The sequence below is a fragment of the Streptomyces sp. NPDC056452 genome (genome assembly GCF_042796085.1).
In the GTDB taxonomy this organism is placed as follows: domain Bacteria; phylum Actinomycetota; class Actinomycetes; order Streptomycetales; family Streptomycetaceae; genus Streptomyces.
Genome location: NZ_JBHTRI010000014.1, coordinates 85,332 through 98,949, shown reverse-complemented (window position 1 = coordinate 98,949; position 13,618 = coordinate 85,332). Strand labels below are relative to the sequence as shown.

At 68.3% G+C, this 13,618-nt stretch carries 11 protein-coding genes and 4 pseudogenes; 6 read left to right on the top strand and 9 right to left on the bottom strand.

Annotated features, from left to right (window positions below; translation table 11 throughout):
* Positions 1–30: 30 nt before the first annotated feature.
* Entirely contained in the window at positions 31–1,986 is a 1,956-nt protein-coding gene (locus tag ACFQ6X_RS16445; protein WP_383181971.1) for an amino acid transporter, read from the bottom strand.
* 741 nt (positions 1,987–2,727) lie between these two features.
* Here ACFQ6X_RS16445 and ACFQ6X_RS16440 point away from each other — a divergent pair.
* Entirely contained in the window at positions 2,728–3,483 is a 756-nt protein-coding gene (locus ACFQ6X_RS16440) for a DUF4118 domain-containing protein (RefSeq protein ID WP_383181969.1), read from the top strand.
* Here ACFQ6X_RS16440 and ACFQ6X_RS16435 read toward each other — a convergent pair.
* Positions 3,461–3,802, bottom strand: a complete 342-nt coding sequence (locus ACFQ6X_RS16435) for a hypothetical protein (protein ID WP_383181967.1) — start codon at positions 3,800–3,802, stop codon at positions 3,461–3,463. The two genes, ACFQ6X_RS16440 and ACFQ6X_RS16435, sit on opposite strands and share 23 nt — an antisense overlap.
* 330 nt (positions 3,803–4,132) lie before the next feature.
* The gene (locus ACFQ6X_RS16430; RefSeq protein ID WP_383181965.1) at positions 4,133–5,248 is read right to left on the bottom strand and encodes a PP2C family protein-serine/threonine phosphatase; all 1,116 of its coding nucleotides are present in this window, start codon (positions 5,246–5,248) and stop codon (positions 4,133–4,135) included.
* Between the two features lie 1,205 nt (positions 5,249–6,453).
* Here ACFQ6X_RS16430 and ACFQ6X_RS16425 point away from each other — a divergent pair.
* On the top strand, positions 6,454–7,185 hold the full coding sequence (locus ACFQ6X_RS16425; protein WP_383182091.1) for a DNA polymerase beta superfamily protein: 732 nt from the start codon (positions 6,454–6,456) through the stop codon (positions 7,183–7,185).
* A gap of 161 nt (positions 7,186–7,346) precedes the next feature.
* A pseudogene (locus tag ACFQ6X_RS16420) lies at positions 7,347–8,149 on the top strand (IS5 family transposase).
* Here ACFQ6X_RS16420 and ACFQ6X_RS16415 read toward each other — a convergent pair.
* The 4 genes and pseudogenes from ACFQ6X_RS16415 to ACFQ6X_RS16400 form a co-directional block, all read right to left on the bottom strand.
* Positions 8,139–8,348 (bottom strand): hypothetical protein, encoded by a 210-nt coding sequence (locus ACFQ6X_RS16415; protein WP_383181963.1) that lies wholly within the window; start codon positions 8,346–8,348, stop codon positions 8,139–8,141. The pseudogene ACFQ6X_RS16420 and the gene ACFQ6X_RS16415 overlap by 11 nt on opposite strands.
* A gap of 198 nt (positions 8,349–8,546) precedes the next feature.
* The gene (locus ACFQ6X_RS16410) at positions 8,547–8,897 is read right to left on the bottom strand and encodes a hypothetical protein (RefSeq protein ID WP_383181961.1); all 351 of its coding nucleotides are present in this window, start codon (positions 8,895–8,897) and stop codon (positions 8,547–8,549) included.
* Between the two features lie 202 nt (positions 8,898–9,099).
* Positions 9,100–9,699, bottom strand: a pseudogene (locus ACFQ6X_RS16405) (ATP-binding protein); the annotation flags it as partial.
* An 88-nt stretch (positions 9,700–9,787) separates the two neighbouring features.
* Positions 9,788–10,216 (bottom strand): annotated as a pseudogene (locus ACFQ6X_RS16400) (DUF2637 domain-containing protein); the annotation flags it as partial.
* A 289-nt stretch (positions 10,217–10,505) separates the two neighbouring features.
* On the opposite strand from ACFQ6X_RS16400, the gene ACFQ6X_RS16395 reads away from it, so the two are divergent.
* Entirely contained in the window at positions 10,506–10,712 is a 207-nt protein-coding gene (locus ACFQ6X_RS16395) for a sigma factor-like helix-turn-helix DNA-binding protein (protein ID WP_383181959.1), read from the top strand.
* A gap of 268 nt (positions 10,713–10,980) precedes the next feature.
* Positions 10,981–11,259: an EF-hand domain-containing protein gene (locus tag ACFQ6X_RS16390; protein WP_383181957.1), complete on the top strand. Its 279-nt coding sequence runs from the start codon at positions 10,981–10,983 to the stop codon at positions 11,257–11,259.
* A 47-nt stretch (positions 11,260–11,306) separates the two neighbouring features.
* Here ACFQ6X_RS16390 and ACFQ6X_RS16385 read toward each other — a convergent pair.
* Together ACFQ6X_RS16385 and ACFQ6X_RS16380 are read right to left on the bottom strand one after the other, a co-directional pair.
* Positions 11,307–11,594: pseudogene (locus ACFQ6X_RS16385) on the bottom strand (HNH endonuclease); the annotation flags it as partial.
* Between the two features lie 129 nt (positions 11,595–11,723).
* A complete protein-coding gene (locus ACFQ6X_RS16380) occupies positions 11,724–12,266 on the bottom strand; it encodes a hypothetical protein (protein ID WP_383181955.1) in 543 nt (180 codons plus the stop codon).
* A 479-nt stretch (positions 12,267–12,745) separates the two neighbouring features.
* Between ACFQ6X_RS16380 and ACFQ6X_RS16375 the strand changes: the two genes are divergently transcribed.
* Entirely contained in the window at positions 12,746–13,144 is a 399-nt protein-coding gene (locus tag ACFQ6X_RS16375) for a TetR-like C-terminal domain-containing protein (RefSeq protein WP_383181953.1), read from the top strand.
* Positions 13,145–13,618: the final 474 nt, after the last annotated feature.

Sequence of the window (13,618 nt, the reverse complement as noted above, 5' to 3'; positions counted from 1 at the left end):
GCGGCTCGCAGTCGGGCCTCCCGGGGAGTCTCAACCGACGTGGACGCGGGGGCGGCGGGTGCGGTCCGGTTCCGCCTCGCGCAGGACTTCGCGGGTGACGGGGGCGACTTCGCCCTGGCCGAGGAGGAAGAAGCGGAGGAAGTTGGCGAAGGGGTTGCCCTCGGTCCACTCGAAGTAGATGTGGGGGCGGATTCCGGTGAGGTCGCGGGAGTGGAGGAGGAGGGCGGCCAGCGCGTTGGGGATGGAGGAGCTCTCGACCGTCAGGACGCGGTAGCGGTCGTGCAGGACCTCGCCGCGTACGGTCAGAGCGGCCTCGAACTCGGAGGGGTCGGTGACCGTGACCTCGACGAAGACGAAGTCCTCGGTGGTGGGGAGGTCGTTGTCGGCGCGGATCTGTTCGATCTTGTCGCGGTACTCGGTGATGTCCCGGTGGTCCGGTTCGTTGGCGATGAACCGGGCCGTGCGGTTCGAGATGTCGCGGACGAACCGTTCGGCCGTCTGGTCCAGCTCGACGTGGGTGACGCGCAGTTCGAAGGCACGGCCGAGGCGGGAGAGCAGGGAGATGAGCATGATGCCGACGATGAAGCAGGCACCGATCTTCACCCCGTCGGGGCGTTCGATGACGTTGAGGACTGTGGTGTAGAGGAAGACGGCCGAGATGACGGCGAAGCCGATTGTCCAGCCGCGCTGGCCGGCCTTGCGGGCTGCGATCGTCACCGCGATGGCGGCGGAGGAGATCAGCACCAGGACGCCGGTGGCGTACGCGCCGCCCTGGGCGTCGACGTCGGCGTCGAAGATCCAGGTAACCAGGAACGCGATCAGCGTGAAGACGATGACCATGGGCCGTACGGCGCGGGCCCAGTGCGGGGCCATGCCGTAGCGGGGAAGGTAGCGGGGCATCAGGTTGAGCAGTCCGGCCATGGCCGAAGCCCCGGCGAACCAAAGGATCGCGATGGTCGAGACGTCATAGACGGTACCGAACGTGTTGCCGAGGTACTCGTGCGCGAGGTAGGCGAGTGCGCGGCCGTTGGCGTCGCCGCCGGACTCGAACTCTTCGTGGGGGATGAGGACGGTGGTGATGAAACTGGTGGTGATCAGGAAGACGCTCATGATCAGCGCGGCGGTCGTCAGGAGCTTCTTGGTGTCCCGGATGCGGCCGGTGGGCTTCTCCTCGGTGTCACCGGGGTCGCCCTTGACGTGCGGCATGACGGCGACGCCGGTCTCGAATCCGGAGAGGCCGAGTGCGAGTTTGGGGAAGACGAGCAGGGCGACACCGATCATGGCGAAGACGTTGCCGCGTTCGGCGGTCAGGGCCGTGCTCCAGTCGGTGATGACGTGGCCCTCGGTGATCACGTGCCACAGGCCGTTGACCACGACGACCGCGTTCAGCGTGAGGTAGATCCCGACGAGGGCGACGGCGACGCCGATGGCCTCCAGGAAGCCCTTGAGGAACACCGCGCCGAGCAGCGCGATCAGTACGAGGGTGATGAGCACCTGCTTGTTGTGGAGGGCTTCCTCCAGGTGCGGGTTCTCGATGAGGTGGGTGGAGGCGTCGGCTGCCGACAGCGTGATGGTGATGAGGAAGTCGGTGGCGGCGAAGCCGAGGAGGGTGAGTACGAAGAGCTTGCCCTTCCAGAACGACAGCAGCCGCGACAGCATCGCGATCGAGCCCTCGCCGTGCGGGCTCTCCTCGGCCACTCGCCGGTACACGGGAAGTGCGCCGGCCAGGGTGACGATCACGAGGACGATCGTCGCGATGGGTGAGAGGAGCCCGGCTGCCAGGGCGGCGATGCCGGGCTGGTAGCCGAGGGTGGAGAAGTAGTCGACGCCGGTCAGGCACATGACCCGCCACCAGCGCTGCCCCCGATGTCCGGCCCCTGGGGCGGACTCCACGGGCCGGGAGGGCTTGCCCTTCCCCATGTCGGAGAGGCCCTCCAGCATCCACGTGCGCAATCGTCCGGTGCGCGCGTCCTTCGTGGATGCCATGGGGGTGCTCCTGAGCTGCTGCTGGATGGGGGGCGTCCATCGTGCGGATGGCCGGGCCAGCGTAAGCAACACCTCAACGACCGGTCGGGGTGGGCGCGTCAGGAGAGCGTCAAGATGCGCCGGTCGGGCTTATCGGATCGCCCGCCGACCGGGATGTCGACGTTCCGGGCGACCGGGAGCCGACACTGTGTGTCCGAGGCAGCCGAGCGCTTGTGCCCGGTTCAGGGGCGGCGACGGCGAGGTCAGGGACGGTGGACGAGCTCGATCAGGATGGCTGCGACAAGGAGCCAGACTCCTACGCCGAGCGGCCACATGGTGCCGTTGACGGATCCGAGGACACGGTGACGGGCAGAGCCACGGCAGCGAGTGACAGCGATATGCGTCGCATGCGCCTGTCGGCGGGTATCCGACCGCTGTTCCGGCTCATGGCATGACCCTAGCCCCAGGGGCACCAACGGGCGCGCGGTGACAGGCGGGTTCCTGCAAGGCTGGGTCAAGAAGGGGTTAAGGGAGCGCCGGCGGGCACCCGGAACCGCGCGGACCCCCTGACCGGGGCACACTCTGAGCGGACCTGAGCCCGCCCGCAGGGACCTGGACGCCGTCGTGTGCCGGCTCCGCCTCCGCTGCTGACCGTCAGGGATCCGTCAAAGACCCCTCCGCCCGGTGCCATCCACACCGCACCGGGCGGAGGCTGGACGTGTCGGAGGGGATTGCGGGGGGCTGGATCCTGCGAGGTGGACCATGAGGCTTCCGCTTCGGGGCACGGCCGTCGTCGCCGCTGGAGCCCTGGCACCGTTTGCCGCGGCTCTTGTGCTGGTGCCGCTGCGGACGTCCGTCACGCCCACCAATCTCGCGCTGTTGCTCGTGGCCGTTGTCGTGGCCGTGTCGGCGTTCGGTAACCGGTTTGCCGGCGCACTCGCTGCCCTGTCGGCCGCCGCGTGGTTCGACTTCTTCCACACCGAGCCGTACCAGAGTTTCCACATCCAGGACCGGGCCGATATTGAGACCGCTGTCCTGCTCCTGGTCGTGGGCCTGATCGTGTCGCAGTTGGCCGCGCGTGCCCGGACGCTGAAGCGGGTGGCGGTCACGGACGTCATGCATCTGGAGCGGCTGCACGGCACGACCCGTCTGGCCCGCTTCAGTACGTCCTCCGACGACGTCGTCCAACGGGTGCGGCTCGAACTCATCGAGGTGCTGGAACTGAGGGCGTGCCGTTTCGAGTACGGCATGCTCGTCGGGCATCCGCCGCGGCTGGACCCGGACGGGACGGTGAAGGTGGCCGGCTGGATCTGGGATCTGGAGCGACAGGGCTGGCCGGACGGCGAGATCGAACTGCGGGCCATCGTCCGCGGGCGGTACCAGGGCCGCTTTCTGCTGACACCCGAATCCGGCTCCGCACCGCCGCCACTGGAAGCGCGGTTGGTCGCCGCCGACCTGGCGGCTCAGGCGGCCTCCGCGCTGGACGACGACGGGATCAGTGCAGTCCCCAGATCGTGAAGACCGAGTGAGCCGTGTCCCGTTCGACGCGGCGGGCGAGCCGGTCGAGGTCCTGTACACCTTTCGTGAGCATGCCGTTCCTGCGGGAGGTCCGTGCGTCGGCTTCCAGAAGCAGCCAGAGGGGTGGATTGGCGAGGAGGACTCGTACGCCGATCTCGGCCCGGCCACCGCCAACGTCGGTCAGCACGAGACGCTGTTCGATCCCGTACGGCCAGCGGAGGGCGGCGAGTCGGTCGGTGCGTACCGTCCTCCGGCTCCACGGGCTCCGGACGGTCACCCGGCCCGGCGCCGCGACGACCCTGCCGGGCGCAAGGATCACGAAGAGTGCGACGGACAGGGCGATCCACAGGACCGTGCCCGGCAGCGACAGTTACTCGGTCAGAGCGGGGTCGTCCGGGGACGGTCCGCCCTTGACCAGGCGGAGCGGGGCAAGCGATGGCGGGAGCTGCGCCGTGAGGTGGTCCTCGACATGCGCGCGCAGGGACCACCGGTCTCGCATCGGAAGATCGCTGCCGCATTGAAGGTCTCGTTGGCGACCAAGCAGGACATCGAACGGGGCTACACCGGGTCGGGTAGGGAACGCCCACGCGTGAAGCCGCCGGCCGCCGCGTAGTCCGGTGCAGCCGGCCACCGATCAAGGGGGAGGGGGTCAGGTCGCGGGTGTGGCGGGGCGTTTGATGACGATCATGGCGGCGTCGTCGTTCAGGTGTCCGCCGACGTACTGCAGCAGGTCGCGCCGGAAGCGGCCCAGGAAGGCGTCGGGGTCGTTCTCGGTCCAGCCGGTGATGCGCTCGGCGAGCGGGTAGAAGGTGCCGGTGGAGTCGCGGGCCTCGGTGACGCCGTCCGTGTAAAGAAGCAGGAGGTCTCCGGGCTCGAACTGGAAGCTTTCGACGTGGTATTGCGGATGCACCAGTTCGCCCAGGCCGAGCGGAGGTGCGGGGTGAAGGGCGTCCATCGTCGTCGGCCGGCCGTTGCGCAGGACGAGGGGTGGCGGGTGTCCGCAGGTGACCATCTGGACCTGGCCGTCCAGGTCTGGGATGTCCAGGATGGTGGCGGTGATGAACGTTTCTCCGTAGCGGGCCGTCTCGCCCGGCTCCATCAGGTCCCAGCACACGCTTCGATCGAGGTAGGCCACCAGTTCGCCCAGGCTCGCCTGGCGATGGGCCGCGACGCGGAATGCCGCGAGCAGCAAGGCGGCGTCATTGACCGCGGTCATCCCTTTGCCTCGCACATCGCCGACGATCAACCGTGTGCCGGATGTGGTGCGCGCCGCCGCGTACAGATCCCCACCGATCTGGGCCTCGGCCTCTGCGGCAAGGTAGAGGGAGGCAACGGGCAGCGGTCCGAGCTGTTTGGGCAGCGGCGGAAGGACCACGCGCTGGGCGGCCTCGGACACGTACCGAACTTGCGCCAGCTCCTTTGCGCGACGCTCCCGTAGTACACAGAAGATCACGAGGCTCGCGCCGACCAGGAGCAGGGCGATGATCTGTGCCTCGTGGTTGGCGGAGAGCAACTCGTCGGGATCGCGCAGCACGCCAATGGTCGTCTGCGCGATCACCGCCAGTGCAGCGACCAGCCCCACCGTCCGAGGCCCGCCGAACGACGGCGTGATAGCCGGGGCGGCGACGAGCAGCGGACCCAGATGAATGTCGGGCGGCGCGAGAACGTCGATCACGGACACCGCGACGATCCATGCGATTGGGATGGCGACCAGCGCTCGACCCGCTCGCACCGGCCGGCGAAGTCCTTCCTGGCGCTGCGGCATGATTCCTCTCTACACCGCTCCTGCTCGGATCGCACCAGCAGGGACGGGCATCGCGGTCGCCTGCGGAAGCGGCGTCGCGCTGTGCGGGGTCCACCCGTAGGCTCGAACGCGTGTCCGAAGAAATACCGCGGCTGGCCCCTGCTCCACTTCCTTGAGCACGTCCAGCTCCAGCGCCTCGAACAGACCAGACGCTGGATCCACCAAGAGGAGCAGCGCCTCGCCCGGCTTCAGATGTGCGGGCTGAACCGAAGGAGAGGCACGGAAGCCGCACGATGGTTCTCGAGACCCGCGCCTTCCAGGAAGCGGCGGCCGACGAGGTTGCGCTCGACGCGTCGGGACGTCCGATCCCGCTGTGCCGCTTCAACTGCGGGATGCCCGCAAGCATGCCGGGACCCGAAGGGCTACCGGAGCACTGGTCGTGCCGCAGGAAGGCAGACGAGGCGCAAGGGGTCGCAGGGGCGGCGGCGTAACGTTATCTCAAGGCGCCCGATGATCCTGACGGCCTGACCTTTGCACTCTGCGCCCCGGACCGGCCCTGGTTCGGGGCGCAGTCGTGTTCCCGACCTGCCCGGCCCACCTCCGCTCGCGCGGAGAGGACACGATCGGCTGTGCGGGCATGGTGGTCACGGTCACCGAAGTAACGGCGTCAAGTGCTCTCCGCGCGAGCGGTGGTGAGCCCGTCGCCCGCCGCCTCAACACCGCCCGACCTCTGTAGCTGCCCGACTGTCCGACGCCTACCGGTCGCCTCGACGTCATGTACCTGCCCCGCGATGAACGCAGACAGGAAGCCGTCCGCGTCGCCCGGAAAAGGGGACTCATCCCCAACCCGCAGAAGAAGAAGGAAGCCTCATGACGAACCCGCCCGGCTCCACCAAATAGCAGCTCGCCGACGACGTCGTTGCCCTCCTCAGCCGCCGCACCTACTTGTCCACCCGGCATGCGAAACAGGGCGGCTCGTCAGCGGGGCGATGGTTCGCGACCTTCAGCGCGCCGACCTCCCGGTGATCCGGGACCGGCTGCACGATCGGTGCCGGCTGAACCACAAGTTCACCGGGGTGACGTGCACCTGCCCGTGCCACCGGGAGAAGGAAAGTACGCCCTGAGTGCCTACGAGCTCGACGTGCCGACACTTCACAGCTGCCCTCGGTCGAATATCGGCTCGACCACAAGCCGTGCCTCTGCTGCCATGGGGACCCCGCCTGCACCTGCAAGTGGCACCGGCCAGCCGAACCAACAAAGGATCATCCGTGAACGTCCTGCTCTCAGGGATCGTCGGCTCGACCGCCTACGGCCTAGCCCGCCCCGGCTCCGACATCGACCGGCTCGGCCTGTTCGCCGCCAACACCGCTGACTTCCACGGTCTGCACCGGCCCACGGAATCCCACGTCACCAACCACCCCGACCAGACACTCCATGAAGCCGCTAAGTGGTGCCGGCTCGCCCTCGGCGGAAACCCCACCGTCCTGGAACTCGTCTGGCTACCCGACGACCTATACGAATTCAGGACGCCGCTTGGCGACGAACTCATAGACATCCGGTCCACGCTGCTCTCCGCGAAACGGGTCCGTGACGCCTACCTCGGCTACGCCACCCAACAGTTCAAACGGCTCTACGACCGCGGGGACGGATCGTTCTCCGCCGACACGAGGAAGCGCACCGAGAAGCACGCCCGCCACCTGCGCCGGCTATGCCATCAAGGATTCCAGCTGTACTCCACCGGCCACCTGCAGATCCGTGTCGACAACCCCGACGAGTACCACGAGTTCGGGGAGCAGGTAGCAGCCGACTCCATGGTGGCCCTCCCGATGCTCCAGCGGTACGAAGCCCTCTTCGATGCCACGACCAGCGTGCTGCCCGACAAGCCGGACGAGGCGCCGGCCGAGGCATGGCTCCGACGAGTTCGAGCCGCTCACTACGAACCGGTGACGCAGGCATGACCGCCCGACCCGCACAACACAGCGGCCCCCACCCGACCGGGAGAGGGCCGCTTCGTGTGTCAGGAACCAGCGCATCCGTGCCAGCGTCTTCCGGATCCCTGCGATCTAAGACGTCGCTTCTTATGGCCTGATCGTTCGTTGAGCCGTGCATGACGGATCTCGTGGAGCGGTTGGTGCCGGACGACTTGTGGGTGTTGTTCAGGCGGGTGGTGCCTCCGACGGTGGTGATACGTCCGCAGGGTGGTGGCCGACGTCGGGCGGGTGACCGTGAGGCTCTGGCGGGGATCATCTTCGTGGCGACGTCGGGCTGCACATGGCGGCAGCTGCCGCCGGTGTTCGGCCCGGCCCACGGACTACCGGCGGTTCGCTCAGTGGAGCCGGGACCGCGTCTGGGCCCGGCACCACCGCGTAACTCTCGACGAACTCGGGGTACGGGGTGAGCTGGACTGGTCGCGGTGCGCAATCGACTCGGTCAGTCTGCGGGCTGCAAAAGGGGGTCTCTGACCGGACCGAATCCGGCCGATCCGGCAAGCTAGGATCGAAGATCCACCTGATCTGCGACCGGAACGGACTGCCGTTGTCCCTGGGCATCTCGGGCGCGAACATGCACGACAGTCAGGGCCTGGAGTCGCTCGTGCGCGGCATCCCGCCCATCCGGTCCCGCCGCGGGCCCCGGCGCCGACGGCCGGCGAAACTGCACGCCGACAAAGGCTACGACTACGACCGCCTGCGTCGATGGCTTCGTCAGCGCGGCATCCGCCACCGCATCGCCCGCAAGGGCGTCGAGTCCTCGCAACGGCTGGGCCAGCACCGCTGGGTGGTCGAGAGAACCGTGTCCTGGCTGGCGGGCTGTCGGCTGCTGCACCGCCGCTACGAACGCAAGGCCGAACACTTCCTCGCGTTCGTCGGCATAGCCGCAATCCTCATCGGCTACCGCCGTTTGGCGAGGATGCTCACGGCCTGAGCCGGTTCTCCTGCACGTCGAAGCAGATCAGCTCCATGGACTCCGCCACGTCTGCCGCATAGGACGACGCTTCCCCGGCCGTGCCCCAGGCCAACCCGAAGTAGACCAGCGGACCACTTGCACCGTCGATCAGCGGCCCGACCGACCGCGGCGAGGTCTCATCCTCGTCCTCAGTGATGTCACACCACCGGTCGCTCACCTTCCCAAACGGCCAGGTCGTAGCTCATGACAGGAGGCCCTCACACCGCTCTGACAGCCATAAGAAACGACGTCTAAGCCAGCCCCGCGCGGCCAGGCGCTTCGCCTTGGGCCGCACGCGCCGAACCGAGGACACGCGAACCGCCGCCTGACCGGGAGGTCCGGGAGCACCGGCCCCGGCCTGCACACCCGGCGGCGTCTACGAAGGCGCGTTCCTCGCCCGGCTCTGCTGCCGCACCCGACGCCTCATGCCTCGGGCGGGGACCGCGACCCCGATCAGGACCGGGACCCCCGCGGCGATCCCGACCCAGAGAACGAGCGCGAGGTAACCGTAGGCGGCGTTCCGCGTGTCCTGGTCCGCCCATACGAGGAACACGATGCTCACCACGAGCGCGACCGCCATGAGGACGGCGACGACGACGGCGGTCCAGGTGAGAACGCCCGCCCACCGCCGGTAGGAGGCGGTGACCTCACGGGCCTGCGGTGGCGCGTACACGCCGGGCGCACCGGGCGGCCGGGGCCAGTGGGAGGGAGGCTGCTGGTCGGACATGGGACCAGTTCTACTGTGCGCGGCCCCGGAACACCAACCTTCACTTCTTCATGGCGTCCCACCCTTCGTGCAGGTGCAGCTTGTCGCCGCCGGACCTGAACTCCAGGGGCATCCTGCCGCCCGCACGCCATCGGATGCGCCGGGGGCCGCGCGCGGCACCGCCCACGTTCCCCGGGACGCTGTCGACGACGGAGACGAGGACGATCAGCATTGAGCCTTTTTCATGCCGCTTTGAGATGACCTGGAAGACCAGGTTCGCTTCTCCGCGTTCGAGGATCTCGTAGCCCACCTCGTCGACGACGAGGACGCCCGGCCGCAGGTACGTGCCGAGCTTGTTGGCCAGGCGGCCGGCTGCTTCGGCGGCTTTGAGGTTGCGGACCATGTCGTCGAGGCTGGTGAAGTAGCCCGAGTAGCCGGCCCGGCAGGCCGCGACCGCCAGAGCGACAGCGATGTGCGTCTTGCCCACCCCGGGCGGGCCCAGGAGGGCAGCGTTCGCTTTGGCCTCGACGAACGAGAGGGTAGCCAGGTCCTTGACCTAGCGCGGGTCGAGATCGGGCCGGAACAAGAAGCCGTACTCATCGAGTGTCTTGTGGTGGGGCAGCCGGGAGAGCCGCAGACCCTGCCGGAACCGCCGGTCCTCGCGGACGGCCAGTTCCTCGGAGAGGACCAGGTCGAGGAAGTCGAGATAGCCCATCTTCGCCTCGTCCGCCCGGCGGGTGAACTCGTTGATGGTTTCCGTGAGGTGGGGCAGGCCGAGCTTGCCGGCCGTGGTGAGGACGCGGTTGTCGGTCAGCTCACTCAAGACGGTTTTTTCGTCGCTCGATGGGTGGTGAAGGGACGGGTGCCGGTCAGCTCGTCATAGACCGACAACGGCCGGCGCCCGTCGGTCAGGGCGAGAGGACCCACCGGGAGAGGCGGACGCTGTCCATGTCCCGGTCGGCGGTGATCTCGGCAATCCGGCCCACGGCGTGGCGGCCGGCCTCCACTGCGATGACGAACAGGATCGGGATCACGGCGTGCATGCCGGTGCCTACCGGGTCCGGCCACGCCACGAACGCGTTGAACCAGATGGTTCCCGCGGTGAGGAGCCATGCGGTCTGGCGCAGCAGCGGGAACGGGATGCGCATCCACGCCAGCAGCAGATCGAGGGCGAGCAGCACGACGATGCCGGCGTCCAGGCCGATGGGGAACACCAGGGCGAACCGGCCGAACCCTTGCTCCTCGGCAAGAGTCCGCACGGCGGTGTAGGACCCGGCGAACCCGATCCCGGCGAGGCCGATGGCCAGGGCGACGACGACACCGACGAGGCGACGCTGCACCTTGGTGAGGGTGGGACGCGAGGACACGTGTGCTCCCGGTGTCGGCAGGTCCTCGCGCTTGACCATCAGACGGTCCTCGCCGCGGCGCGGAGGCAGAGCGCCCACTCGCCACGGGTGCGGGCGCTGGACGACAGCTCGGAGGACAGGGCGCTCATGGCGCGCCGGGCGGCGTGCTGCGCGATGTGCTGCGGGTAGCCGGAGAGGATCCGCTGATCAGCGTGGGCGAGGGTGCGGCCCCAGCCGGTAATCGCGGCAAGTCGAAGCGATCGCCGACCCGGTCGAGCGCGCCGTGGCGATCAGTGAAGTGCTGGCCCATCACGAGGCGCGCGCGCCGAAGTTGCGCGAGCTGCGCCGGGAGGCTGTCCTCTCGATGCGCGCCGACGGGGTGTCGTATCGGAAGATCGCTGCTCGGCTGAAGGTGTCCTTGGGGACCGTTCAGAACATCGAGCGCGGAACATGCCGGCGCCTGGGGTACGAAGCCCCGCACCAAGCCTGACGCCGACAAGTGACGGCCGGGCGGTCGGTGGCCACCCGGCCGGGAGCGCCACTGGAGGGATTCGGCGTGAGCCTATCCATACGGGTAGAAAGCGACCACTCTTGGTGGTCCGATCCGTGGCTACGGGGGGATGAAGCCACGAACCGGACCGCCATCACTGTGGCACTCGCGGGATCGGCCCCTCCCGGGACACGCTGCATGGGTTCATTTGCCCGACCCGTTTGAGGGACGCCGTGCGACGGCCACCGCGGCCCGGGAAGGATCCCTGGTGGTCAGCACCCTGCTGACCAGGAAGGCAGGCATGGGCGAGAGGCAGAGAACTGCTGAAGCGAGAAGGCTGTTCCGCAAGATCGACACCAACGGGGACGGCAGCCTCACGGTTCAGGAGGTGATCGACTACACCCTCGATAACTACCGCGGCGACAGTGCTGAAGAAGCCGCCGCCATTCGAAAGGCATTCGACGGCTTCATCGCTGCCGATGTCGACAAGAGCGGGTCTCTGGATGAAGCGGAGTTCGTCCAGTACTACGTCAAGTCGCAGGCGTGACTTGCGGGGCCGTCGCGATCGGGGCGTGGCGGCCCCGCGCGGGTAGGTCAGCTCACCGGCTGGTATTGAATGGTGAGTGGACCGCACTCCTCGGCGATCGTGGCCAGCGCTTCGACTTCGGGCTGGTCGGCGGTCAGCCCCCAGCGGAGCTTCGTTGCCACCCAGTCCACGGCGTAGGTGCAACGCGCGTCGGCCAACGGCGGCAGCCACGTGCTCGGGTCCTCGTCGGCCTTCGACCTGTTCGTCTTCGCAGTGACGGCCACGAGACTGCGGTCGGCGTCCAGGTCGTTCGCGTAGGCCTCGCGCTGGGCCGCAGTCCACTGGGAGGCACCAGCTGGCGGGGAGCGCCATTCGAATCGTGCGGTATCCCTGCCTGGTCCCGGTGGTTGAGGGGTTCGGGCCGGCCTGCCTGTTGGTGCGGTTGTGGCCCGGCAGGAGCAAGAGTGCCACGGTGTCGATGGGTGTCAGGAGCGGGTGCCGGCCTCGCTCCGCTTCATGTAGCCGTCAGGAGGACACCCCGCGTCCGGGTCCTCTGTAGGGCACATGCTGGGGTCCTCCGTATCTCCGAAGTCCCCGTAGAGGTAGACCCACACCGTGCACGTCGGATCCTCGGTGAAGGACAGCTCAAGGTCATTGCCACGTGTGGCGCTCTCGTCGGGGACGATGAGGCCGTCGCCTTTGGGGCTGACGTAGAAGGCCCAGCGGCCATTGGACAGCTTCTCGGGATGGGCGCAGTCAGTCATTGCATTGACCTTGTCGAATCCCGTTCCAGTGAAGGTGTGTTCCTTCGAGAAGGTCAGGGACGTCCCTGCTGGGCTGGTCCACGTCCCTACCAGCTGCTCCTGCGGAATCTCCGCCGCGTGGATGGCTGCGCCGTACCCGCAAGACGCTGTGAGAACTACCCCGGTTACCGCGAGAACCATCGCCCGCCGTCCACGCATGTCCGCAGACCTCTCCCCAGAGATTGGATGTCCGGCCTGCGGCCGCACCTCAATATATTTGAACATGCTCAAAAATTGCAGCTTCCCTCGGGGCCGCCGCAATCGGCACCCCCCAAACCGGCCGTATGACGCGGCTTCGACCGGTGGTCAGCGCGGCGGGGCGGTCGGACGGGCTTCGAGGTAGGCGGTCCAGTCGGTGGAGGCGCGGCGGCGCCACTGCTGGGCGGTGATGACATGGAGGCCGAGCATCGGTGCGAGGACGGCCGGCGGCAGGTCCTCTGCGAGTTGGATCAGCGCGGTGGTGCGGGGCCGGGCGGATGGGGATGTGGTGGGCGGTGAGACGGCGGCACAGGGCGCTGGAGGAGAGGTGCTGGCCGGGCCGGATGCCGGGGAAGAGCCATCGGCGGGGTGAGTTCGCGGCCCACCCGGAGGGCGGTGCCTGGTCGGCGAGATCGGCCAGGAGGCGGGCGAGGGGTTCGGGCAGCTGGATGGGGGTGTGGTCGAGGACAAGCACCGCGTGGCCGTCGACCGTGTTCAGCGCGTCGGTGGAAAGGGCGGTTGACAGCGACTCCCTGGACACGGGATCACTGGCGGGCGATCTGCACGAGATCGTCAGGAGGGCAGGCGAAGCCGCGTCCCACGAGACTTTCGTGCTGCTGCGGGCGCTCGGTGGTGCGATGCATGCCCATCCTGAACTGGCGGACGCCGTGTACGAGAGCAGGGTCGAGCCCGAGCTGAGGACGATGCGCGCAGTGGTCGACCGCGCCGTCGACCGTGGCGAGGTGGCGGCGAAGAATCCGGCGCTCGGATTCCTGGCGCACCTCGTCTCCGGGGCGACCCTCGCCCGACCGGTCGTCGAACGCGCCGAAGCGGACCCCGAGTTCCTCAGCCGCTATGTGGACGCCGTGGTCCTGCCAGCGCTGCTGAGCCGCCGGGAGCGGTGAGGAAACTGCCCGTTCGCTGGAGGATGTCCGCCGCGGGATGTGAAGAAGAACGCGGGCTGGTTCGGACGCCGCCGGTAGCCGGCTCGGGGGCGACGGGGTTTTGCCCGGTCTGACGGGCCGTTGAGCTGTCCCTTCGTCGGCGGGATGTGCCCGGTGGCCCGGTTGCGGTATCAGCAGGTTCCCTTTATCCGGGGATGGGGTGCTGCCTGGTGCGGATTGCCGGGAGTGGACGACCCGGCGGGCCCCGGTAAAGGTTCTCTTCGAGAAACACGCCGGATTCCAGGAGGCGGTCTTCCAGAGCACCGCGCACTTCACGTCGGCGACCGTCGACGGCAAGGCCAGATTCGTTCAAGGCGACCTTCGAGGGCACCGCCGAACTGACGTCGGTGACCTTCAACGGCACCGGGCCTGACGGTGGGCCTTCAGTCGGCTGATCTCGGCGAAGGGCGCCGCCGGGTGGCCGACCGGGATCCA

Coding starts and splice junctions, on each gene's coding strand:
- ACFQ6X_RS16430 (WP_383181965.1), bottom strand. CDS start 5,248: ATGCCGCAGCGCCAGGAAGGACTTCGCCGGCCGGTGCGAGCGGGTCGA.
- ACFQ6X_RS16410 (WP_383181961.1), bottom strand. CDS start 8,897: ATGTCCGACCAGCAGCCTCCCTCCCACTGGCCCCGGCCGCCCGGTGCG.
- ACFQ6X_RS16445 (WP_383181971.1), bottom strand. CDS start 1,986: ATGGCATCCACGAAGGACGCGCGCACCGGACGATTGCGCACGTGGATG.
- ACFQ6X_RS16440 (WP_383181969.1), top strand. CDS start 2,728: ATGAGGCTTCCGCTTCGGGGCACGGCCGTCGTCGCCGCTGGAGCCCTG.
- ACFQ6X_RS16380 (WP_383181955.1), bottom strand. CDS start 12,266: ATGTTCAAATATATTGAGGTGCGGCCGCAGGCCGGACATCCAATCTCT.